The sequence below is a fragment of the Streptomyces flavotricini genome (assembly GCF_020639365.1).
Taxonomy (GTDB): domain Bacteria; phylum Actinomycetota; class Actinomycetes; order Streptomycetales; family Streptomycetaceae; genus Streptomyces; species Streptomyces flavotricini.
Window position 1 is genome coordinate 8,186,121 of record NZ_JAINUL010000001.1, and the last position, 23,260, is coordinate 8,209,380.

General features: G+C 72.4%; 18 protein-coding genes and 1 riboswitch. Of the genes, 10 read left to right on the plus strand and 8 right to left on the minus strand.

The window, feature by feature from the left end; translation table 11 throughout:
* Positions 1–50 precede the first annotated feature (50 nt).
* Both K7B10_RS37505 and K7B10_RS37510 read left to right on the plus strand, forming a co-directional pair.
* Positions 51–1,556 carry a protein kinase domain-containing protein gene (locus K7B10_RS37505; RefSeq protein WP_229343750.1) on the plus strand — a complete coding sequence of 502 codons (1,506 nt, stop codon included), beginning with the start codon at positions 51–53 and terminating at the stop codon, positions 1,554–1,556.
* Between the two features lie 198 nt (positions 1,557–1,754).
* Positions 1,755–2,720: an amidohydrolase family protein gene (locus K7B10_RS37510; protein WP_030869333.1), complete on the plus strand. Its 966-nt coding sequence runs from the start codon at positions 1,755–1,757 to the stop codon at positions 2,718–2,720.
* A gap of 99 nt (positions 2,721–2,819) precedes the next feature.
* Here K7B10_RS37510 and K7B10_RS37515 read toward each other — a convergent pair whose 3' ends face one another.
* Positions 2,820–4,046: a saccharopine dehydrogenase family protein gene (locus K7B10_RS37515; protein WP_229343752.1), complete on the minus strand. Its 1,227-nt coding sequence runs from the start codon at positions 4,044–4,046 to the stop codon at positions 2,820–2,822.
* 111 nt (positions 4,047–4,157) lie between these two features.
* Here K7B10_RS37515 and K7B10_RS37520 point away from each other — a divergent pair, with 111 nt between their 5' ends.
* Positions 4,158–4,868, plus strand: a complete 711-nt coding sequence (locus K7B10_RS37520) for a TetR/AcrR family transcriptional regulator (RefSeq protein WP_229343754.1) — start codon at positions 4,158–4,160, stop codon at positions 4,866–4,868.
* Between the two features lie 158 nt (positions 4,869–5,026).
* Entirely contained in the window at positions 5,027–6,628 is a 1,602-nt protein-coding gene (locus tag K7B10_RS37525; RefSeq protein WP_229343756.1) for an APC family permease, read from the plus strand.
* 42 nt (positions 6,629–6,670) lie between these two features.
* Here K7B10_RS37525 and K7B10_RS37530 read toward each other — a convergent pair whose 3' ends face one another.
* The gene (locus K7B10_RS37530) at positions 6,671–7,135 is read right to left on the minus strand and encodes an acyl-CoA thioesterase (RefSeq protein ID WP_229343758.1); all 465 of its coding nucleotides are present in this window, start codon (positions 7,133–7,135) and stop codon (positions 6,671–6,673) included.
* Positions 7,136–7,216: 81 nt separating this feature from the next.
* A riboswitch (cobalamin riboswitch) is annotated at positions 7,217–7,412 on the minus strand.
* A 172-nt stretch (positions 7,413–7,584) separates the two neighbouring features.
* Here K7B10_RS37530 and K7B10_RS37535 point away from each other — a divergent pair.
* Positions 7,585–8,418, plus strand: a complete 834-nt coding sequence (locus tag K7B10_RS37535) for a PIG-L family deacetylase (RefSeq protein WP_229343761.1) — start codon at positions 7,585–7,587, stop codon at positions 8,416–8,418.
* Between the two features lie 55 nt (positions 8,419–8,473).
* Here the strand turns inward: K7B10_RS37535 and K7B10_RS37540 are convergent, their stop codons facing one another.
* From K7B10_RS37540 to K7B10_RS37550, 3 genes are all read right to left on the minus strand, one after another.
* The gene (locus K7B10_RS37540) at positions 8,474–8,866 is read right to left on the minus strand and encodes a hypothetical protein (RefSeq protein ID WP_229343763.1); all 393 of its coding nucleotides are present in this window, start codon (positions 8,864–8,866) and stop codon (positions 8,474–8,476) included.
* A gap of 208 nt (positions 8,867–9,074) precedes the next feature.
* Positions 9,075–10,304 carry a chymotrypsin family serine protease gene (locus K7B10_RS37545; RefSeq protein WP_229343766.1) on the minus strand — a complete coding sequence of 410 codons (1,230 nt, stop codon included), beginning with the start codon at positions 10,302–10,304 and terminating at the stop codon, positions 9,075–9,077.
* A 578-nt stretch (positions 10,305–10,882) separates the two neighbouring features.
* Entirely contained in the window at positions 10,883–12,319 is a 1,437-nt protein-coding gene (locus tag K7B10_RS37550; protein WP_229343769.1) for a carotenoid oxygenase family protein, read from the minus strand.
* Positions 12,320–12,540: 221 nt separating this feature from the next.
* On the opposite strand from K7B10_RS37550, the gene K7B10_RS37555 reads away from it, so the two are divergent.
* Positions 12,541–13,113 (plus strand): hypothetical protein, encoded by a 573-nt coding sequence (locus tag K7B10_RS37555; RefSeq protein ID WP_229343771.1) that lies wholly within the window; start codon positions 12,541–12,543, stop codon positions 13,111–13,113.
* Positions 13,114–13,272: 159 nt separating this feature from the next.
* On the opposite strand, the gene K7B10_RS37560 is transcribed toward K7B10_RS37555, so the two are convergent.
* The 3 genes from K7B10_RS37560 to K7B10_RS37570 all read right to left on the minus strand — a co-directional run bounded on the left by K7B10_RS37560 (position 13,273) and on the right by K7B10_RS37570 (position 18,344).
* Positions 13,273–13,503 (minus strand): chaplin, encoded by a 231-nt coding sequence (locus tag K7B10_RS37560; RefSeq protein ID WP_229343773.1) that lies wholly within the window; start codon positions 13,501–13,503, stop codon positions 13,273–13,275.
* Between the two features lie 312 nt (positions 13,504–13,815).
* A complete protein-coding gene (locus K7B10_RS37565; RefSeq protein WP_229343775.1) occupies positions 13,816–15,165 on the minus strand; it encodes a CHAP domain-containing protein in 1,350 nt (449 codons plus the stop codon).
* A 116-nt stretch (positions 15,166–15,281) separates the two neighbouring features.
* The gene (locus K7B10_RS37570) at positions 15,282–18,344 is read right to left on the minus strand and encodes an AfsR/SARP family transcriptional regulator (protein WP_229343777.1); all 3,063 of its coding nucleotides are present in this window, start codon (positions 18,342–18,344) and stop codon (positions 15,282–15,284) included.
* Positions 18,345–18,894: 550 nt separating this feature from the next.
* Between K7B10_RS37570 and K7B10_RS37580 the strand changes: the two genes are divergently transcribed.
* From K7B10_RS37580 to K7B10_RS37595, 4 genes are all read left to right on the plus strand, one after another.
* Positions 18,895–19,908, plus strand: coding sequence for an SPFH domain-containing protein (locus K7B10_RS37580; protein WP_229343779.1), 1,014 nt, complete (start codon positions 18,895–18,897; stop codon positions 19,906–19,908).
* The gene (locus K7B10_RS37585; RefSeq protein ID WP_229343781.1) at positions 19,905–20,804 is read left to right on the plus strand and encodes a hypothetical protein; all 900 of its coding nucleotides are present in this window, start codon (positions 19,905–19,907) and stop codon (positions 20,802–20,804) included. Before K7B10_RS37580 ends, K7B10_RS37585 begins: the two co-directional genes overlap by 4 nt.
* Before the next feature lie 283 nt (positions 20,805–21,087).
* A complete protein-coding gene (locus tag K7B10_RS37590) occupies positions 21,088–21,483 on the plus strand; it encodes a hypothetical protein (RefSeq protein ID WP_229343783.1) in 396 nt (131 codons plus the stop codon).
* Positions 21,480–23,063 carry an MFS transporter gene (locus K7B10_RS37595; protein ID WP_229343786.1) on the plus strand — a complete coding sequence of 528 codons (1,584 nt, stop codon included), beginning with the start codon at positions 21,480–21,482 and terminating at the stop codon, positions 23,061–23,063. The genes K7B10_RS37590 and K7B10_RS37595 overlap by 4 nt, the downstream gene beginning before the upstream one ends.
* Positions 23,064–23,260 lie beyond the last annotated feature (197 nt).

Consider the following 23,260-nt stretch of genomic DNA (forward strand, 5'->3'; position numbering starts at 1 on the left):
GTTGCGGCAGTTGCCCCGGAGCCACCCGTTCTCGTCCTATGGTGATCCGCGTGAACGCTACGGGCGGGGAATTGATCGGGGGTCGGTACCGGCTCCTGGAGCTGATAGGCCAAGGCGGCATGGGCCGGGTCTGGCGCGGGCGCGATGAGACGCTGGGCCGCGAGGTCGCGGTCAAGGAGGTCCTGCTCCCGCAGGGCGTCTCCGACGCCGATCGCGACCAACTCGTACAGCGGGTGCTCCGTGAGGCCCGGGCCAGCGCCCGCCTCAACCACCCGGGGATCATCACCGTGCACGACGTGGTCGCGCACGGGGGAGCGCCCGTGATCGTCATGGAGTACGTCACCGGGGTCTCCCTCGGTACCGCCCTCACGCGGAACGGGCCGCTGCAGGTGCCGCAGGCCGCCGGAATGGCCCTGGCGATGCTCAAGGCGTTGCGCAGGGCCCACGAGGCCGGGATCGTCCACCGGGACCTCAAGCCCGACAACGTCCTGCTGATGGACGACCGGGTGATCATCACCGACTTCGGCATCGCGCACATGGCGGACGCCACCACCGCGTTGACCCGGACCGGTACGGTGATGGGCACTCCCGCCTTCATGGCGCCCGAGCAACTGCTCGGACGGCCGCCGTCCCCGGCCAACGACCTGTGGGCCCTCGGAGCCACGCTCTACACGGCCGTGGAGGGCGAAGCGCCGTTCAGCGGCGAGACGTTCAGCGCGCTGTGCATCGCGGTGGCGACCCAGGATCCGCGCCCGGCCGTGCGGGCCGGAGCGCTGGCGCCGCTGCTGGCCGCGCTCCTGACCAAGGAACCGGCCCAGCGGGCCACGGCGGAGCTCGCCCAGGCCGAGCTGGAGCGGCTGGCGCAGGGCAGCCGGTCCGGCCCCGAGGACGGCCCGGTGGATGCCCCGGCTGCGCCGCCGGCATCCACCCCGACGATGACGGCCCCGGCGGCCGGGGCGCCCGCCTTCGTGCCGGCTCCGGCTCCGGCTCCGGTCCCGGTCCCGGTCCCGGTCCCGGTCCCCGCACCGGCATCCGCTCCGCCCATGGCCGAGCCGCGGACGGCCGGAACGCCGCGGCCCGCCGTGCCCGCGGTACCGCCGACCACCGCCGCGGCGGCTCCCGGGCCGGCCTCGCCGGGCCGGTCGTCCTCGAGCCCGTCGTCGCCGAGCCCGTCGTCGCCGAGCCCGTCCCGCGCCCGGCTGATCCGCTTCGGCGGCTGCTTCGCCCTGCTGCTGCTGATCGGAACCCTGCTCCCGTGGAACTTCATGGAGCACTACCTCCGGGCCTTCAACATTCCGACCCTGCTCGTCCTGATCCTGTTCTCGCTCGGCCATGCCCTGCCCCGCCCCCGCTGGCGCCCCGCACGGGTCCTGCCGGTACTCGTCGTCGCCGACGCCGTCCTGTGGTTCTTCCTCCAGCGACTCCTCGCCTTGGGGGTGCGTCTGACAGACCTGGGAACCGCCTGGAATCCCGGGCTGATCGCCACCAACATGCTGATCTTCGCCACCGGCGCCTGGCTCCTGTGGTGGCAGGTGCCGGGCAGCCGTCCGGAGTGACCTGACCGGGCGGCACTCCGTGAGCGGCACCGCCGTCAGCGCCCCCGGACCACCCCCGGGGCGACCGCGACGCCCCGGAGTTGACAGGCGAAGGCCGCGCCCCGAGGGAAGCCGCCCCGCGCGGCCTTATGGTCCACGCGAAGCCCGTCGAACGGCGAAGACTTCGCCGGTACCCGTCCTCACGCCAGGAGCCTCCGCATGCCCGCACCCACCGGTCTGATCGACGTCCACCACCACGCCATCCCGCCCTTCTACGCCGAGGCCCTCGGCGACCGGAAGGCCATCCCCGGCGTGGACTACCCGACGTGGACCCCGGAGCAGAGCCTGGAGGTCATGGACGCCCACGGCATCGCCGCCTCCGTCCTGTCCATCACCGCCCCCGGTGTCACCTTCCTGGACGGCCCGGACGCCCAGAAGCTGGCCCGCCGCGTCAACGAGTACTTCGCCGAGCTGGTCCGCGAGTACCCCACGCGCTTCGGCGCCTTCGCGATCCTGCCCCTTCCCGACGTGGCCGCCGCGCGCGAGGAGCTCCGCTACGCGCTCGACGAGCTCGGCCTGGACGGCGTCGGCGTCCTGACCTCGTACGGCCACCGCTACCTCGGTGACCCCGAGTTCGAGCCCCTCTTCGCGGAGATCGCCGAGCGCGGGGCGGCCGTCCACGTCCACCCGGCGGCTCCGCCCAGCCGCGACCTGGCCACCTTCGACCTGCCGGTCTCCCTCTACGAGTTCACCTTCGAGACCACCCGCACCGCGGCCAGCCTGCTCTTCAACGGAGTCCTCGACCGCCTGCCGGACCTGCGGATGATCCTTTCGCACGCCGGCGGCACCCTGCCGTTCCTGGCCCGCCGCCTCACCTACGGCACCACCATCGGCGCCTACCTGAAGGACCGCGCCCCGGAGGACGTCATCGGGACCCTCGGCCGTCTCCACTTCGACATCGCGATGTCCGCCAACGACTTCGCGCTCCCCGCCCTGACCCGTCTCACGGGCACGGACCACATCCTCTACGGCAGCGACTACCCCTTCATGCCGGCCGCCCACACCACCGAGAACACCAACGGTTTCGCCGAGTTCGACGGCTGGACCGACGCCCAGCGCGCCGAGATCGGCCGCACCAACGCCCTCCGCCTCCTGCCCGCTCTGGCCGCCCGCCTCACCCCCTGAGACGCGCCCGGTGGAGCGGATGCCGGTGTGCCGCTGTCGCGGGCCGGGGCGGCCCCGGCCCGCCCCGCCCCGGCCCGCGACAGCGGCGGGAGGCTCCGATCAGCCCTCTTCGCGGATGCCCCACGGGGAGCCGTACGCGGTCAGCAGGTCCAGGAACGGGCGCGGCGGAAGGGCCTCCGGGCCGAGTACGCCCGACTCCGCCCAGACCCCGCCGGCCATGAGCTCGAGCGCCACGACCGGGTTGACCGCGGTCTGCCACACCACGGCCTGCGATCCGTACTCGCGCATCGACCACTGGTTGTCCACCACGTGGTACAGGTACACCTCGCGCGGGCGGCCGTCCTTGGTGCCCTTCACCCAGGTCCCCGCACAGGTCTTGCCCGACATCCGCTCGCCCAGCGAGGCCGGGTCGGGCAGGCACGCCGCGACCACGTCGCGCGGGGAGACCCGTACGGGGGTACCGTCCGCGCCGCGCACCGTGACCGGTTCGGTCGAGTCCAGACCCAGCGCGTGCAGGGTCTTCAGCTTGCCGATGAAGTCCTCGCCCAGGCCGTACTTGAAGGTGACCCTGCGGGCGTCCACCCAGCGCGGGACCAGCAGCACCTCCTCGTGCTCGACGTTGACGCACTCGACCGGGCCGATGCCCTCGGGGAAGTCGAACACCTCCGGCTCACTGAAGGGCTCGGTGGTGAACCATCCGCGGTCCCGCTCGTAGACCACCGGCGGGTTCAGGCACTCCTCGATCGTCGTCCAGATGTTGAAGGACGGGGCGAACTCGTGGCCCTCGACCGTCAGGTTCGCCCCGTCGCGGATGCCGATCTCCTCGATCCCGTCGAAGAGTTCGTCGGCCGCGTACCGGGCGAAGACGTCCGACAGGCCGGGCTCCACGCCCATGCCGACCAGAGCCAGCCGCCCCGACTTCTCCCAGGCCGCCGCCCGCGCGAACTGCTCGTCGCCGAGCTTGACCCCGCACTCCGCGTAGGGCCGGCCGGGGTGCGGACGGGACAGGGACATCGCCATGTCCACGTAGTGGCTGTCCGCCGCGAGCGCCGCTTCGAACAGCGGCATCACGAACCGCGGATCCGTGGCGTTCAGCAGTACGTCGCACCGCTCCTCTGCGAGGAGCGCGGCCACCGCCGCCTGGTCCGAGGCGTCGACGCGGCGCGCGTGGAACCGGCCGCCGGCTTCGCCGAGCGCGGCCACGGCCGCCTCGGCGCGGGCGAGGTCGTAGTCGGCGACCACGAAGCGGTCGAAGAACTCCCGGCGGGCCGCGATCCGGGTGATCGCGGTACCGACGCCACCGGCACCCACAAGCAGAACACGCATGACGAAACCCTCTCTCGGTGAGGTCCGCGGAGATCCGCGCCTCATGGGAGGCATGAAAGCCGCGCTCGCAAGATAAGGTCAATGGTGTTGGCATAAGGAGGAAGGCACCCGATGGCGAAGCCCGTGGTCCCCGAGGAAGCCCGCAGGCGACGGCGCCCCACCCGGCAGGGCGTCGTCCTGTCCGAGCGGCTGATCGTCGAAACCGCCCTGCGCATGCTGCGCGAACACGGCAGCGCCGGCCTGTCCGCCCGCCGGCTCGGCGCCGCCCTCGGAGCCGATCCCAGCACCCTCTACCGGTACTTCGACGGCATGGACGCCCTCACCCTCGCCATCGGCGAGGAGCTGATCGGCCGGGCCCTCGACGGCTGGGCGGTCACCGGCCAGTGGCGTCACGACCTGCGCGAACTCGGGCTGCGCATCCACGGCGCCTACCTCTCGCACCCGCAGGCGGCCGTACTGACCGCAGGGCGCGTGACCGGCCGGCCCCGCGAGATCGCCGCCGACGAGGCCGTCCTCGGCATCCTGCGCACCGCGGGCTTCCCCGATCCGGAGGCGGTCCTGATCTACCACGCCTTCATCGACCAGAGCCTGGCCTTCGCGGCCCTCGACGCCGGCGCCCTCGCCCTGACCGAGCCCTCCCGGAGCTCCGACGAGGGGCAGTGGGAGTCCACCTACGCCCGCCTGCCGGCCGACGAGTACCCGCACATCGCCGCCACCAGGCGACTGCTCGCCGCCCGCATGAACCACAGCGCCTACCCGGTCGCCCTGGACATGCTGCTCGCGAGCGCGGAGGCCCGGCTCCAGGCCCTGCGAGCCGGCTGACCCGGCCGCCCTCCGCCCCGGAAACCGCGCGGGTCCCTTATGCCAACACCATTGACCCCTTCCTGCCCGCGCGGGTTTCCTCTTCGCAGTTCACGCCCTGTTCACACCGGGCCCGCCACGGCGCGGCCCGCACACCGCACTCAGTACAGCGAGGGACGATGGCCGCAGACACCCCGCCGGAGACCACCCCCCGAGCCGCCACGGCCACCGCCGTGCCCGCGGCACCGGGCGGCACGACCGCCGCGACGGGTACGGTCGTCGCAGCCGGCACGGCGGCCCCGAGCGGGAACGGCACACCGACGGCACCCGCCCCGGCCGGCGCCCTCAAATCGGACGCGATCGGCTTCCTCGACGCCCTCGCCATCGGCCTCAACGCCACCTCGCCCGCCTACTCGCTGGCCGCCGTCATCGGACCCCTCGTCGCCCTGGTCGGCGTGCACGCCCCCGGGGTGATGCTCGCGTCCTTCGTCCCCATGCTCCTGATCGCCTCCGCCTTCCACTTCCTCAACCGGGCCGATCCCGACTGCGGTACGACCTTCTCCTGGGTCACCCGTGCCCTCGGCCCCACCGCCGGATGGCTGGGCGGCTGGGCCATCGCGATGACCGGAGTGCTCGTCGTCGGCTCGCTGGCCGACGTCGCCGTCGGCTTCGGCCTGCTCGCCGTCGGGGCCGACGGCCTGGCCGGCAACTCCCTGGTCCGCGAGGCCCTCACCGTCGTGCTGATCCTCCTCATGTCCTGGCTCTGCGTACGCGGCACCGAGGTGTCGGCCCGCTTCCAGAACGTGCTCGTACTGCTCCAGGTCCTCTGCCTCGTCGTGTTCGCGGCCGTCGCCGTGTACCGCGTGTACACCGGCAGGGGATCCCTGGACGCCGTCCGCCCGGCCGCCGGCTGGCTCGACCCCTTCGGGGCCGGCGGCCCCGCGCTCACCGGCGGTCTGCTGCTCGGCGTCTTCGCCTACTGGGGCTGGGAATCCGCCGTCAACCTGACCGAGGAGACCAAGGACCCCGCCAACGCCCCCGGCCGGGCCGGCATCTGGTCGACGGTGGTCCTGCTGGCGACCTACGTGGCCGTGGCCTTCGCGGTCGTCGCCTACGCCGGCACCGCCTACCTCGCCGGACGGGCGGACGCGGAGGAGGACGTCTTCGCCGCGCTCGCCCGCGAGGTGCTCGGCGGCTGGGACTGGATCCTGCTCCTCGCCGTCGCCACCTCCGCCCTCGCCTCGACGCAGACGACCATCATCCCGGCCTCCCGCACCGCGCTGTCCATGGCCCGCCGCCGGGCACTGCCCGCCGGGTTCGCGCACATAGACGCCCGCCGGGGCACACCGAGCACCAGCACCTGGTGGGTCACCGCCACCGCGACCGTCTGGTACGTCGTCATCCACCGGATCAGCGAGAACGCCCTCGCGGACTCCCTCACCGCCCTGTCGTTGCTCATCGCCTTCTACTACGCCCTCACCGGCATCGCCTGCGCCGTCTGGTACCGGCGCCGGCTGATGCGGGGGCCGGGCCCCTTCCTGCTGCTGGGCGCGGGCCCCCTGGTCGGCTCGGCGCTGCTGATCTGGCTGCTGGTCGAGTCCGTCGCCGACATGGCCGACCCGGAGAACGCCTCCAGCGCCACCGCCTGGTTCGGACTGGGCGCCCCGCTGGTCATCGCGCTCTTCCTGGCTGGCGCCGGAGTGGTGCTGATGCTGCTGCGCCGCGCCGCGTCCGGCGCCTTCTGGCGCGAACGCCCCGGCGTGGCCCCCGAGGCGCCGTAGCCCCGCCCCCCGCGGGGCGGGACCACGGGCTCAGGGCCGTGCTCAGTGCACGGCGGGCGCGTCCACGGACACGGTCGGTGACGTGTGTGCCTCCAGGGCCGGCACGGTGCGCGGTCGGCCCTCGGCGTCTATCGCGACGAAGGTGAGCCGGGCCGTCGCGACCTCGCTGGTGGGGCCCGAGGCGTTCCAGCGCTCGGCCCGGACGCTCACGGCGACCGTCATCGACGTGCGGCCCGCCCGTTCCAGCTCGGCGTCGGCACGCAGCAGGTCCCCGGCGCGTACCGGAGCGAGGAACGACATGCGGTCCACGGCCACGGTCACCGCGGGGCCGTCGGCGTGGCGGCCGGCCGCGGCGGCGGCCGCGTCGTCGATGAGCTTCATCACCACGCCGCCGTGGATGGTGCCGTAGAGGTTGGTGTCGTGCTCGCTCATGATGTGGGCGAGCGTCACCCGGGAGTCACCCGGCTGCTTGGAGCGGCGCTCTGCGGTGGTGGTCCGATCGGCCATGTCAACTCTCCTTCGCGAGTTGCGGCGGGAAGGCCCCGGGCGGTCTCGCCAGGGCCCCGCACGACGGTTTCGGCGTGCGGGCAGCGGGCAGGTCTTCGGACTCGCGGGCACGTCTCGTCGTACGAGACTCCTACTGGCCGTCGCTTCCCGGGACCGTCGTCCGGTCCCAGTGCGTATGACGGCGGTCGTTCCCGCTCACCGCTGCGGGGCAGTCCCGGATTCCCACCGGGTTCCCTCTTACGACGCTCCCGCCCGGCTGACGGGGGCGAACCAGCTGCACCGGCCACCCTACTCGCGCCGGTGACCGGCCTGACCAGGGGCGCCTTCGTGCTTCCCGGGAGGCCGACCGGCGGTTCCGGGAACAGCCGGTCCGCCTGGCACTGTTGCACCGGGAAGGGGGCCGGCGCCGTACCGGCGGGGCCCAGACGTATTTCCGCGGGAGGATTTTCATGGCTGACCGGCCTTTGACGCTCATGGCAGTGCACGCCCACCCGGACGACGAGGCCACCGGAACCGGAGGGGTCCTCGCGCGGTACGCGGCGGAGGGCATCCGCACGGTTCTCGTGACGTGTACCGACGGCCGATGCGGTGACGGACCGGGGGGTGCCAAGCCGGGTGACCCCGGGCACGATCCGGCGGCCGTCGCCCTGATGCGCCGGCGAGAACTCGAGGCGAGCTGCGACGTCCTGAAGGTCGGAGATCTGGAGATGCTGGACTATGCCGACTCCGGGATGATGGGCTGGCCGAGCAACGACGCGCCCGGATCCTTCTGGCGGACCCCCGTGGAGGAGGGCGCCGCCCGGCTCGCGGAACTCATGAGGCACTACCGGCCCGATGTGGTCGTCACCTACGACGAGAACGGCTTCTACGGCCATCCCGACCACATCCAGGCCCACCGCATCACGATGGCGGCGCTGGAGATGACAGAGCAGGCACCGAAGGTGTACTGGACGACGATGCCCCACTCGGGGATGCGGCGGTTCGGGGAGATCATGCGGGAGTTCCAGGAGGACATGCCGGAGCCGGATCCCGCCGAGGCCGCCGCGTTGGCCGAGATCGGGCTCCCCGACGACGAGATCAGCACGTGGGTGGACACCACCGCGTTCGCCGGTCAGAAGTTCGACGCGCTGGCCGCGCACGCCAGCCAGGGCGAGAACATCTTCTTCCTCAAGATGGGCAAGGAGAGGTTCGCCGAGTTGATGGGCACGGAGACCTTCGTACGCGTCAAGGACTCCACCGGCGCGGCCGTACCCGAGAACGACCTCTTCGCCGGACTGCGCTGATCCGCCTGCCCGACCGGGGCCCGGGGGGCCGCGCCGGCGTGTCCGGCGCGTGCCGTCAGGCGGGCGTGAAGGCGTCCTCGTGCGCGTCGTCCAGGATGAGCCCGAGGTCGAAGCGGACGCGGACCGTCACCCGCTGTCGCTGCTCCTGATACGCGGTCCACTCCGGTTCCAACGAGGCGATCTGCTCTTCGAGTTGCCTCCTGCTCCCCGCGGGCATGTCCCGGCCGAACGCTTCGAGCAGCGACGCGAGCCGTTCGTACTCGCGCGCCTCCTGGCTCTGGTGCTCGTGCGCGACCACCCGCTCGACCGTGCCCTCGATGCCCGCCGCCAGCAGCAGGGACCCGGCCACGCCCCCCGGCGCCGCCGGGGAGTCCTGCGTCATCGCGGCCCAGTCGGTGAGCCGGGTGTCCGCGGCCAGCTTCACCCGCTGGCCTTCCTTCAACGTCATGGACTCTGCTCTTCATCTCTCGGATCGGTACGGGCCCTCACGCGCGGCGGCCCGGGGACAGCGTCATTATCCGCGTCGCTCCCGGCCTGCGGACGGGGGCCGCACTCATGGACGGCGTGAGGCCGGCCCGGCACACCGGGGGTCGGCCTCACGTCGCATCAGGTGCACGGGCCACGCCGGGCGGGCGCGCCGTGGCGGGGCCTTCGGGTCAGGGGAGCCGCAGGGCGAACCTGTCGAAGATGTCGCCCACTTCGATCCAGCCGACCTGAGTGCAGGCCTGACTCGTGCCGACGCCCGAACAGCCGAATCCCGCGACGACCATGCCGTTCAGCTCGCGCGAGTCCGGGTCGTTGATGGTGATCACGGGACCGCCGCTGTCGCCGGGCCGGGCGACCGTGCTGCTGTTGTCCGGGCTGCTGGCGCTGCCCCAGACGTAGGCGCCGTTGTTGACCCACGTCGCGCTGCCGGCGTACGCGGTGCGGATGTTGCAGACCACCTTGGAGGTGTAGCCCAGCTGGCAGGTGTAGTCGCCGACCGCCGCGTTGCGCACGCCGTTGAGGTAGCGCGTGTACCCCTGCGCGTCGACGCCGTCCCACGTGTAGCGGCTCGTCGGGGTTTCGATGAACGCCGAGTCGAGGTCGTCCAGCTTGGCTCCGACGGTGCCGACGCGGGTGCCGCCGGCGGTGTAGACGGTCTCGCCGAGCGCGTAGCAGTGACCCGCGGTGACGAGCCACTGGCGGCTGTCCGCGGTGCTGATGGCCGGGACGCCGCTGGTGCAGTGGGCGAAGGAGCCGTTCGCGGGCCCGAGCGCGGCTCCCGCGTAGAACGGCGCCGAGTCGTTCCAGCGGCTCAGGGGCACCGCGGGGGTTGACCGGCGGAGGGTGATCGGGGTGGTCCGGGCTGCCGCGAGCTGCTGCGCGACGGCGGGCCCGGCGAGGTACCGCTGTGCGGCCTGCGTGTCATCCACGGCGAGCTCGATCGCACTGCCGTCGACGGTGCTGCCGGCCATTACGATCTTGAAGGGGAGGTCCTTGCGGCTGCGGAAGTCCGTGATGTCCTTCCTGAGCTGCAGCAGTGTCTTCGCACTCTTGCGTACGTTGAGCAGCTTGGTGTCAGCCTTCGGGTTGGCCTTGCGCACCGCGTCGAGGAAGGCCGCGCGCCGGTTCGGATCGGTGAGGTAGACGTTGACGGACCGGTAGTCAGAGGCCATCTCGACCTGCGTGTACACATCGGCCTGCGGGCCCCGTCCGGCCCGTGCCGCGGCGTCGGCCGCGACCCGCAGGGGTTCCAGTACCTCGCCTTGCCGCTGTGGTGTCATGGCCGCCACGACATCTGCGGACAGGGGTCCGGTCGGCACCGCTTCGGCGGCCGTCACTCCGAGCGGGAGGACGGCCAGCACGGTCACGAGCGCGAGCGAACGCCAAGAAGACTTGTTCATAGATCCCCTTACGGTGACTGTCCGTGCGCAATGTGTACGCAGCGTGACCGTAGTGAGCGTCTGAAATGCGCGGCAAGGGCGCACGGCTGCCCTTGGAGGCGCGTTGAGGGCGTGCGGTCACTCGCACGCGCCCTGCGTTCGGCCGGGAACTGCTGTGCGGATCACCCTGACTGCGTCGGGACGGGAATCGGGCCTCAGGCACGGTTCGCGTGAGTACGGTGAGCAGTTGCGCGCCGGGTACCCCGGTGTCACGGGTCCCCAAGATCCCCTCGTCCAAGGCGTCGTCCCCGACCCGGGGATCGGCCGGTTTCCGGTCTGAAACTCAAGGGATTCCTGGGTGACGCGAACGCGACGGACATCGACGTCCGTACTTCACGAAGAACCTCGACCACTGAGCCGAGTGCGCCGTGGATGACGTCACCGGCCCCCTGTGCACCTTCGGGGAAAGCGCAGGGAGTTCTTCCGCGTGGCGGCGGAGGCGTCTTGGGCCGGCAGCGCCGTAGACGGGGAGCGACAAGCGCTCCGGAACGGATGGGGCTGTACTGCCTGCCGGCGGACGGCGCACCGCGCCGGGCGGCTCAGCCGCCGTCGGCGGGCAGCCAGCAGCCGTGCAGGCCGAGCGGTACCCGGACGGGGATGCGGGCGCGGGCCACCGGCCCGGACGCCGGGTCCTCGGCGGGGACGACCAGGAACCAGCTCGCCCCGTCGGTGCGGTCGGTGGCGAAGGTGAGCCAGTAGCCGCGCTCCTCGGAGTCGGTCCCCGGCTCGGGAGCGAAGACCGGTTCTCCGACCGACAGGTCCCCGGCGTCCCAGATGCGGGCGGTCCCCGTCCGGGCGTCGTGGAAGCGCACCGCGTCGTACTCGCCCGGCAGCAGATCAGTCCGTCCGGTCGAGGTGGCCAGTGCGGTGTACCGGTGGCGCCGGCCGATGAGGCGGTCGTCGATGCGGGGGAACTCCACCCGGGCGTCGTCCAGCAGGGTGCGGGTCATCGTGCCCGCCGCGGGGTCGATGCGCGCCCGTGCCAGACCGCCACTGACCGGGTCCTGCGCCGCCCCTGGTGCGTCACCGACGGTCAGCCGGCTCCACTGGACGTAGTCCAGGACCACCGGGGCGTCCGCGCCGGGCCCGTCGTCGTGGGCGTTCACGGTGTGCCACAGCCAGAACGCCTCGTCGGCGGCCCAGCGCGGCGCTCCGCCGTCGCGGGGGATCAGGACCACACGAGTGCCCCGATCGGGCCGCCAGGCCAGGAAGGATCCGCCCGCCATGGCCGCGTCCAGGTCGAAGAAGGCGGGCGCGAGGACCAGAACGGCGTACCGGCCGGTCAGAGCCATGTCGTGGATCATCATCGGCTCGTCCACGCCCTCGACCGTGGTGGGCCCGCGCGTGACGGCCCCGTCGCGGCCGATGACCGACCAGGTCAGGTACGGCGGCTCCAGCCCGTAGCAGAAGACGACCATCTCGCCGGTGACCGGGTCGATCTTGGGGTGGGCGGTGATGCCCGCGGGAAGTGCTCCTGCGAAGTCCTCGCTGCCGAGGGTCTCCAACCCGGCGCCGATCCGGTACGGGCAGGCCGACTCGGCGAGGGCCAGCATCCGCCCCCCGTGCCGTACGACATTGATGTCGGGCAGGTCCCGGAAGGTGCCCGCGAGCGCCGGCCCGACCTGCTCGGCATCCGGCATGATCATCGACTCAAGGCCTCCCCACAGGGCCCGCCCGGCCCGTTCCTCGGCCTCCAGCGCCGGGGTGCGCACGAAGCGGTTGCGGTAGCGGGCGCGGCCTTCCGAGAGCCACACCCCGTGCAGCATGCCGTCACCGTCGATGGGGTACATGTACGAGCCGATCGGGGTGAAGCGCGGATTGGGCCCGTTGCGCAGGTACAGGCCGTCCAGGGCGGCCGGGATCTCGCCCGTCACCTCCAGCTCGGCGACGTCGACCTCCTCGGTCACCGGCGCGAACGAACCCAGCAGGTGGGGGACCCGGGTGGGGTCGAAACGGGGCGGCGTGTGCGTCGTCACGGAACCTCCCGGAGCATCGTGCGGCACCTTCCGGCACCTTCCAGTGAAACGCCGGACGCACACCGGTGCCATGCGCCCCGGCGGCCGCCGGGGCCACGTCGCCCCGCCGCCGTGGCTGCGGCACGGGCCTCCGGTCGACACCCCGCGACGGGCGGGGGAGCATGAACGCGAGGGCCGGCCTGCCCCATCTACCCCTCCCCCTCCCCGATGGGAGAACCTTCATGTACCGAAGCACCCGACGCGCCGTGGTCGCGTCCTTGCTCGTCTCCTCGGTCGTATGCGGTGGCGCCGTCGCCCTCGCCCCGGCCGCCGGCGCGGCGGTCCCCGCCGCCAGCTGTACGGTCACGCCGGGGCCGAACGACACGTACGTCACGATCACCGGCGAGGGGTTCACGGGACCCCGCAAGCTCAACGACGGCGAGAGCACCGTGGACCTGGCGATAGGCCCGGACGGAACCTTCCGCGTGCAGCGCTTCCAGAAGAACGTCGACTACACGGTCCTCGCGGTCAACGAGGACCAGAACTTCATCTTCGTGAACTGCAAGAGGGTGGGCTCGGCGGCGACACCGAAGCCCCAGAACCCGCAGAACACGACACCGGTCCAGCCGGGTTCCCGGCGGGACATCGCCCAGGGCCGCGCGGCCGGCGCCCAGGCGGGCGCCGCGGCGGCGAAGAAGAGCTGCACGACGGAGCCGGTGGCGGACAAGTCCGGCCAGCAGCACAGCGACGCCTACTGGAAGGCTTGGACCCAGGCGGCCAACCGCGCCTTCAACCAGGTCTGCAAGGGCAGTTGAGCCACGTCACCCCGAGCGTCGGCAGTCGACTTTCGCCGGCCAAGGACGATACGCGCGTGAGCGCGGCACCGGGGAGGAATCCGGGGCCGCGCTCACGCGCCACGCGTGGAGCCGTGAAGGCTCCGCGGGGTGTCACCGGGGTGGGGCCCCGGGTGGGGGTCAGGCGTTGACGCAGGTGTTGCCGAAGGCCGGGTTGAGCAGTCCGACGACGTTGACGGTGTTGCCGCAGACGTTGACGGGGACGTGGACCGGAACCTGGACGGCGTTGCCGGAAGCGACACCCGGCGAGCCGATGGCCGCGCCCTGGGCGCCGGCGTCGGCGGAGGCGATGCCGGCGCCGGCGAGGAGGATGGCGCCGGTGGCGGTGATGACGGCCGTGGACTTCTTCACTGGGTCTCCTTCAAGACATGAGTCTGAGCGATAGCGGTGGCTTTGGCGAAAGCGGCCGTCGGCCGCGGATCCGCAAGGCGGGCCCACGGCCGGGCGCTTTTCCTCCCCAACTGGCCGTTGGGTCGCGCGGACACGGTCTTCGACCCGTTTGGGTGCACCACGGATACGCCGGTCCCGCATCACATCAGCGACCACTGGTCGTTCGGACACATCCGATCAGCTGACCAACCCATCCCGGAGAGGCGTTCCACACGTCGCACCAGTCGGGCCGTCGTGCTCTCTCCCCCGTCCGGATCCTCTTGGGCGAGCGGGTCAGCGGGGGTTGCCGTAGGGGAAGGCGTTCGTGATCTCCTGTCCGGGAACCGTGTTGGACCGCAGTGCGAAGACGGCGGATTCCTTGAAGAACACGCCGACTTCGTCCTTGCCGTCATGGTTCCAATCGCCGGCCAGCGGGAACGAGTACGGGTTGCCGTACATGAAGGAGGTGGTGTTCTCCTGGGCCGGGTTGGTGTTGGAGCGCAGGACGAAGGTGCTCGACTGCGGGACGTAAGCGCCCACCTCGTCCTTGCCGTCACCGTCCCAGTCACCCGCGGTCGGCACCCAGTTGGGGTTGCCGTACCGGAAGGAGGTGGTGATCTCCTGAGCGGGGTTGGTGGTGGAGCGCAGCGCGAACGTGCCCGAATCCGGCATGTACACGCCCACCTCGTCCTTGCCGTCACCGTCCCAGTCGCCGACCAGCGGCAGCCAGTCCGCGCCGTTGCCGTACCGGAAGGAGGTGGTGATCTCCTGAGCGGGGTTGGTGGTGGAGCGCAGCGCGAACGTGCCTGAATCCGGCATGTACACGCCCACCTCGTCCTTGCCGTCACCGTCCCAGTCACCGGCGATCGGTATCCAGTCCCCGCCGTTGCCGTACGCGAAGTCGATGTCGGAGAAGCCCGCGTTGTTGGAGTTCCGCAGCGCGAAGTGGTTGCCCCGGTAGATCCCAGGAGTGTCGACCCCGTCGCCGTCCCAGTCGCCCATGACCTCGCGCACGCCCGCGCCGAACGGCTGAGGAGGTGTGGTGTCGGCGCCTCGGGCCCGGACGAACTTGCTCGCCGGGCCGGCGGGGCCCTGCCGTCGCCAGTCGAAGAACTGACCGTTGTTGTACGACTCGACACGGCCGCTCTCGTTTCCGCCCACCGTCTTGATCTTGGAGCCGTCCGCCGAGACGGCCACGACGATGTTCACGTGGTCGCTGTCACGGCCCGGATTGTCGTAGACGGCCGCGTCGCCGACCTGCGGTGTGCTGAAGAGCCGGTCGCTCCCGTAGTTCAGGAAGCTGTCCGCCCACGGGTCGAGGTGGTTGAGATCGGCGACCCCGGCCGTGCTCCACACCCATTTCGCGAAGACCGCGCACCACGGCGGGCAGCTTCCGTTCCCCGAGTAGTACGTGCAGCCGTGCGGGTTCGCCAGCTCGGCCAGCGCCACCTCCGCGATCCGGGCTCCGCTGCCCGGGGCCGCCGCCGCGGCGGACGCAGCCTGTGCTGCGGACGGGGCGGCGGTTCGTGCCTGCTGCGGCGCAGCCATCGACTGGGGGGCGACTGCCAGGGCGCCGGCGGTGCACACGCTGACGAGGGCGGCGGCGGCGAGTCGACGTGTCCGGGTGTGCAGTTCGGCGAGCATCAGTCAACCTCCATGTGTTCGGACCCCGTTGGGCCTCGATGACCGAAGGCTGCCGCAGGCCGGTCCAGGTTTTCTCCAGGTGCGCGGCGGAGGTGGCGCAGCGGGCCGGTACCGGCTCACCACACGAGGGATTCCGCCTGCTCACGCGCCTCCAGCTCGGTGAACACGGCCAGGGCGTCGGCACGGAGCGCGGCCGCCTCCGCGCAGGCCCCCTCCGCCTCGCGCACCTCAGCGAGATCACGCATGGCCCGCGCCCTGAAGAGCGGTACCCCGAGCGGCTCCCAGACGCGCAGCGCATGGAGCAACGGGCCCGCGGCCTGCCCGGGGCGGCCCGCCGCGAGATGGAACTCGCCGAGGGTGCGCAGCACCATGCCCTCGCCCAGGGTGTCGTGATGGGCCCGGCAGACGGCCAGGGCGTCCAGGAGCGGAGGCAGTGTGGCGGTGCCCAGGCGGATCCGGGTCTTGGAGAGGGCTTGCAGGGTGTAGGCGGTCATCAGCTCGTCGCCCAGGTCCCGGAGTATCCCGAGCGCCTCCTCGAACAGGCGCTCCGCGGCGCAGTGTTCGCCGAGCGCACGGTGGACGAGGCCGGTGGTCCGCAGCGTGAGCGCCACGCCCCGTCGGCTGCCGAGGCGGCGGTAGGCGCTGTGCGCTTCCTCGAGCGTCGTCAGGGCATGCTCGTGGCGGCCCTGCTCCAGGTCGACCGAGGCCGCGAGCCGGGAGGCGTAGCCCAGCCCTGCGTCGTCGCGGGAGACACGGAAGCCTTCCGCGGCGCGGGCGAGCGCGGCGCGGGCGGCGGCGAACCGCCCCTGTTCACGGTGGACGCTGCCGGTCCCGGCGAGCACGACGGCCAGGCTGCGCAGATCCTCCGTCTTCTCCACGAGTGCCCCGGCCTGTTCGAAGTACGTCAGGGCCTCGGTGTAGCGGTCCTGGGAGTAGCGCAGTTGTCCCAGCCCGGCGAGCAGCATCGCCTCCCCGGAGCGGTCCCCGGCACGCCGGGTGGCCGCGATGGCCGCGTCGTGCGTACGCCACCATTCCTCGAAGCGGTTGGCCACGCCGAAGGAGGAGGAGCCGAGCGCGAGGGCCACTTCGCGCGCGGGGACGGCGAGGTCGAGGGCTGCGCCCCGCTCCACGGCGGCCACCAGGGCCGCCGCCTCGGACTCGTACCATGTGCCCGCGTCCTCGGCGGCCGGTGCTCCGGCCCTCGCCGTCGTGTAGTGAGCGCACGTCTCGAGCTCGCCGGAGGGCGCTGCCGCGGCATGCCTTCGGATGAGCCAGAGCCACGAACCGAGTGCGCGGGTGGTGGCGTCCCTCAGCAGCTGCGGGGTGTCCTCGGCGGCCGCTCGCTCGGCGGCGTACACCCGGTGCAGGTCGTGCAGCCGGTAGCGGAGCCCGACTCCGTGCCCGTCCGACGCGACGGACAGCAGGTGGGCGTCGGTCAGTCGTTCGACGGTGTCGTCGGCGGCGCAGGCGTCGGTGTCCAGCAGGGCCGTCACGAGCCAGGGCGCGAAGTCCGGTACGCCAAGCGCGCCCAAGAGCCGGAAGGCGCGACGGGCCCGTTCGTCCAGGGCGTCGTAGCTGAGGGCCACGCTGGCACGGACGGCGATGTCTCCCACGGCCAGTTCGTCGAGGCGCCGGTGCTCGTCCGACAGCCGCTCGACCATGGTGCGCAGGGTCCAGTGGCGGCGCGTGGCCAGACGCGCCCCGGCCGTCCGCAGGGCGAGCGGCAGACGGCCGCACAGCCTGGCGATGCACCGGGCCGCGGCGGGCTCGGCCGCGACCCGTTCCGCTCCGGCAACCCGGGCGAGCAGGGCGACGGCCTCGGCGGGGCCGAGGACGTCGAGTTCGATGCGGTGCGCACCCGTCAGCGCGGGGAGTCTGCTGCGGGAGGTGACCACGACGGCGCAGGAGGCGGTGCCCGGCAACAGGGGGCGGACCTGTGCCTCGCAGCCGACATCGTCCAGTACGAGCAGCATCCGCCGGCCCGCAAGGGTGGTGCGGTACAGATCGACGCGCTCGTGCAGGCTGTCGGGGACCGGCCGGCCGAGGGCGCGCAGGAACCGGGCGAGCACCTCTTCGGGGTTGGCGGGGGCGGTGGCGCCGGTCAGGTCCGCGTAGAGGTGGCCGTCGGGGTACGCCCCGGCCGTCCGGTGCGCGGCTTCGACGGCGAGCGCCGACTTGCCCACCCCGCCGGTACCGGAGACGACGCAGACGGGCAGGGCGGTACGGGTGGGGGCAGCGTCCCCGCCCGTACCGACGAGGTGGCGCACCAGCTCCGCGAGAGGCCGGGCGCGGGCCGTGAAGTCCGCGGTGGCCGGCGGGAGGAGGGCCGGTACGGGCACATCCACCGGGCCGCCGTCACCGCGTTCGCCGTCCGCCCTGCCGTCCGCCCCGCCGTCCGCCCCGCCTTGCGCGTCGGGGACGCGAGCGGCGGTCGGGGCGGATGCGTGGCCGGTGGGGGCGCCGCCCGCTCGGAGGATCGACACGTGCATGGCCTGCAAGTCCGGACCGGGCTCGATGCCGAGCTCGGCGTCGAGCACTTGCCGGCCCTGCGCGAACACCTCGAGGGCCTCGGCGTGACGACCGGCCCGGTACAGAGCCTGCATGAGGTGTGTCCTGGCCCGCTCGCGGGTCGGGTGGGCGGCGACGAGGGCCCGCAGCTCGGCGAGATCGACCTGTGTGTCCGCGCCGAGCTGTGCCTGGGCCCGCTGCTCCATCACGGCCAGGCGTTCCTCGTCCAAGCCGGCGGCCGCGACGCCGAGGGCCCCGCCGATCCCTCCCAGCGCCGGCCCGCGCCACAGGCCGAGCCCTTGGGTGAACAGCGCGGCCGCCTCTGCGTGCCGGCCGTCCGCGGCCGCCGCGCCGCCCCGGGCGGTCAGCTCCGCGAAGCGGTCCCGGTCCGTCGCGGCGGATGCCACCCGGATCCGATACCCGGCCGGCTTGGTCTCGATCACATCGCCGAGGACGCGGCGCAGTGCCCACACGTACGTCTGGACGAGGGTCCTCGCGCTGTCGGGAGGGAAGTCGCCCCACACCCTGTCGATCAGCGTCTCGGCCGATACCACCTGCCCGCGCTCGAGCAGCAGTGCCGCGAGCAGTGCCCGCGGCTTCCTGCCCTCGATGGTCAGCTGTCCCTCGTCGTTCCATGCCTCGACGGGTCCCAACAGCCGGAACTCGGTCATCGGCAGGTCCCCCCGGGCATTGCGCCCACCCCCTGTCGTCAACGCGGTGATCAAGATAGCCGAGGGGGCTCAGGGCGGACAGGTCGGAATCCGGACCCCGCTCGGGGCACGACCGCGGCCGCCGCAGCACCGGCAGCGAGCTCTACGCGGCGCGACCGCCGCGCAGCCCGCTGAGTGGGACGAGAGCGCGCCGGCCGCGACCCCGGCGAGGGCGAGGGGCAGGAGGCTGGCGCCGAGGCAGGTGCCGCGGGCGTCGGCGGCGGGAGCCACGTCGGTGACGGGCACGGTCCGAGCCCCGGCCGATGCCTGAGAGGTGACGGCCTGTGTCAGCAGTCGCGCGACGGCGGGGCTCGCGGACCCGCCGCCGGGCCCGGACGTCCTGATCTCCAAGGTCCTCCGCACGATCCTGGACGTGCGGGCGGGGGAGTCGGGAGCCGGCCCCCCTCACCGGCCCCGGCTCGAAGAGCCTGAGAGGCACCCTCTTTTCGTCCTCTTGACGATAGAGACACCTCTTGTTATCGTCACACTGACGAAATTAAGGGGGTTCGCCATGGCCGACATCACCCGGCGCTTCGGCTGGCGTCATCTGCGCTCCGCGCCCACCACCCACATACGCCACCACAAGCGCGGCCGACTCGTCCACGACGGGCTGGGACTCAGTTTCTGGTACCGGTCGCTCTCGGCGGCGCTGTCCGAAGTTCCGGTCGACGACCGGGAGCTGGCCATGGCGTTCCACGCCCGTACGTCCGACTTCCAGGACGTCGCCGTGCAGGCCACCGTGACCTACCGGATCAGCGACCCGGCCGAAGCCGCGGCCCGACTCGACTTCTCCGTCGACCCGGACACGGGGAGCTGGCGCGGAGCCCCCCTGGAGCAGATCGCCACTCTCCTCACCGAGACCGCGCAGCAGCACACGCTGGACGTACTGGCCCGGACTCCGCTGGCCGCCGCCCTGGTGGACGGCGTCGCCGCCGTGCGGGGGAGCGTCACCGCCGGTCTCGCCGCCGAGCCCAGACTCCCGGCCACCGGCATCGACGTGGTGGCCGTACGGGTCGTGGCGATCCGCCCCGAGGCCGAGGTGGAGCGCGCCCTGCGCACCCCGGCCCGCGAGCAGATCCAGCAGGAGGCGGACCGGGCCACCTACGAACGGCGGGCCGTCGCCGTCGAGCGTGAGCGTGCCATCGCCGAGAACGAGCTGGCCAGCCAGATCGAACTGGCCAGGCGCGAGGAGCAGTTGATCGACCAGCGCGGCACCAACGCCCGCCGCGAGGCCGAGGAGAAGGCGGCGGCGGACGGCATCCGGACCGAGACCGAGGCGGCTCGCAAGGTCAGCCTGGCCCGCGCGGACGCCGAGGCGGAGCGCGAGACGGGCGCGGCCCGCGCCGAGACCCAGGCCGCCTGGCTGCGGGTGCACGGCGAGGTCGACGCGGGCACGCTGCACGCCCTGGCGGCGACCCGGCTGGCGGAGAACCTGCCGCGGATCGAGAGCATCACGCTCTCTCCCGACGTCCTCACCGGGCTCCTCACCAGGCTCGGGCGTCCGGAAGGCGGCGCGGGCGCGTGAGCCTGGCCCCGCGGGCGGTGGTCGTCCACCGCAGGACCGAGTACGAGGAACTGCTCGCCCGGCACGGGACGCACGGGCAGGCCGCGTTCTTCCTCTCCAGCCGGGGCCGGTCGATCGACGAGGTGGTCCGCCGCCACGAGCGAACGCGGCAGGCGCTGCGGGAGGTGGCGGCGGCGGTGCCGCTCACCTGGCGCAGCGCCCGGGTGGAGCGGGCGGACCTGGACCGCTTCCTGTTCGCGCCGGAGGACGTGGTGGTCGTGGTCGGGCAGGACGGCCTGGTCGCCAACACCGCGAAGTACCTGCGCGGCCAGCCGGTGGTGGGCATCGACACCGACCCGGGGCGTAACCCCGGGGTCCTGGTCCGTCACCGCTGCGCCGACGCGGCCTCGCTGCTGCATGCGGCGATCGCCGCCGGGGAGCGGGCGGAGGAACTCACCATGGTCGAGGCCGTCGCCGACGACACCCAGCGGCTCCTCGCGCTGAACGAGATCTATCTGGGCTCGCCCGGTCACCAGACGGCCCGCTACCGCCTGGGTCCCGACGGCGACGACAGCGCGGGCGAGGCCCAGGCGTCCTCCGGGGTGCTGGTGGGCACCGGCACGGGCGCCACCGGCTGGCTGCGTTCCCTGTGGCTGGAGCGCGGCAGCACCGCGGGGCTGCCCGCACCCTGCGAGCGGCGGCTCCTGTGGTTCGTACGGGAGGCCTGGCCCTCGCCCGCGACCGGAACGACGAGGGTCGCCGGTGAGCTGGGGCGGGGGCAGGGGCTGCGGCTGACCGTGGAGTCGGACCGGATCGTGGTGTTCGGCGACGGGATGGAGGGCGACGCCCTGGAGCTGACCTGGGGCCAGAGCGTACGGCTGGGCATCGCGGAAACGGCGCTGCACCTGGTGACGTGAGCGCCCCGCCCGACCGGCGGAGACGGTCCTCGACCGGCACGCGGATCTCCGCCCGCTGTGCAGCGCCCTCCGGGGTACCTCCGCTGCTTTGCGCGTCGGCCTCAGGCTGCGCCAACCCTCCCGCCTTCCCGCGATGTGTCCGTGGGGCCCCGCAACCAGGATCGGGGTCTCACCAGTCGACGGGACGGAAGGACGGGCTGATGAACGCTCAGGGGATCGAGACGCCGCGGAATCACACGGTGCCCTCTGCACCTCGGCCGTCTTCATCGGCGGCCCGCTCGCCGTGATCGGCCTGATCCTGGGCATCGCCGCGCTGATGGCGGCCAAGCGGACCGGTGTGGGCCGGGGAAAGGCCGTCACCGCCGTGGTGACGTCCTCCCTCGCGATCGTGGTGTCCGGGCTGGTCGCCGTGTTCATGGTCTGGTGCGCGAACAAGACGCAGGAGTGCTACCAGCCCGACGGCTTCCGCCAGTACACGCAGTGCGTCCGCGAGCACCTGAACGGAACTGAACGGGTTGGCCTGTCATCCCAATGGGGCGATGTGCGGCGCGGCGGATCAGGCAAGACTCTCGCCAACCCCAACTTCGCCCCGGAGGTTCCATGTCGAAAAACGGCGCGCCTCGCATCGACGTTCCGCCCGGCGCCCCGGCCCGGGAGTCGCTCGTTCTGGCGTCCTTGATCGTCGTTGCCGCGGTGGCCAACCTGAACCTGTCGGTGGCCAACGTGGCGCTGCCCGCGATCGGGAAGGCCTTCGACTCCTCCCAGACCGCGCTGAACCTCGTCGCCGTGGGGTACTCCCTCGGCCTGGCCGCATCGGTGCTCTACCTGGGTGCGGTCGGCGACCGTCACGGGCGCAAGCTGCTGCTGCTCCTCGGCATCGCTCTGTCCGTCCCCGCCTGCCTGCTCGCCGCGTACGCGCCGAGCGACACCGTCCTCGTAGCGGCCCGTATCCTCGGCGGGCTCTCGGCCGGCATGGCCTTCCCGACCACCCTGGCGCTGATCACCGCCCTGTGGGCGGGGCCGGGGCGGACGAAGTCGATCGCGTTGTGGTCGGCCCTGGGCGGCGGCATCTCCATGCTCGGGCCGGTGACCGCGGGCGCGCTGCTCGAACGTTTCTACTGGGGCTCGGTGTTCCTGGTCACCCTGCCCCTCGCCGTGGTCGCGCTGGTCATGGCCCTGCTGTTCGTCCCAGCGCACGCCAACGAGTCGACCGAACCGGTGGACAACCTCGGCGGCATCCTGTCCGTCCTCCTGATCGCGGGACTGGTGCTCGCGATCAATATCGCCGCTCTCCCCGGCCAGAACGCGGTGGTCATCGGACTCGCCGTGATCGCCCTGGCTGCCGGAGCGGCGTTCTTCTGGCGTCAGCGCCGGGCTCCCAACCCGTTGTATGACCTCCACGTCGCCGCCCGGCGCACGTTCTGGGTCGCCGCATGCGCGGGCATCATCGTGTACGGCTCCATGATGGGGTCGGCGTTCATCAGCCAGCAGTACCTGCAGAACGTGCTCGACTACAACCCCGTCGAGGCCGGCGCCGCCATCCTCCCCCTCGTCGTGATGATCGTGCTCGTGGCACCACGGTCCGCGAGGCTGGTCGAGACACGCGGCGCCCGCACGACCCTGCTGATCGGTTACACGTTCCTCTTCCTCGCGTTCGCCTGGATGCTGCTGTTCTGGGACGAGGACAGCAGCTACTGGCAGATCGGGTTCGCCTACGTGCTCACCGGTATCGGCGCCGGCCTCGCAGGGACGCCCGCGTCGCACTCGCTGACCGGATCGGTGCCCGTGCGACGTGCCGGCATGGCCTCAGGTACCGCCGACCTGCAACGGGACCTCGGCGGGGCCATCATGCAGTCCGTCATGGGCGTGCTCCTCACCGCCGGCTACGCCTCGGCTTTCAGCGCGGCGATCGCCGCTTCCCCCGAGAGCAAGGACGTGTCGGACCAGGTCCAGAGCGAGCTGACGAAGTCGTTCTCCTCCGCTGAGCAGGTCGCCCGGCAGCACCCGCAGTACGCCGACCAGATCGTCGCGGCAGCGCGCCAGTCGTTCCTCCACGGCGACGACCGGGCGTACACGGTCGGCCTGGCCGCGATCGCCCTGGGCGCGCTGTTGATCTTCTTCATGTTCCCGCACCGGGACGCCGAGCGGGAACTCCTGGGGCGCTACTACACCGAGGACTCCGCCGCCGCCTCCTCCGCCGCCACCGAGAGGCCGAGCGGACCGGGCGGACCGGGCGCAACGGGCGCAACGGGCGCCTGAGAGTTCGGCCTTCATCCTGCTTCTCTCCTCACGGCGCGGCGTCCGCCTGGGCCTGGCGTTCCTGCTGTCGTGGCTGGCCAACCCGTACGGCGTCCACCGGCACCGCCGACCGCCCCGCCCGCACGGCCCGCCTCGCTGGTCCGCCCGGATCGACAACGCCTCCCAGGCCACCGCGGCCGGCCTGGCATGGCTGCTGC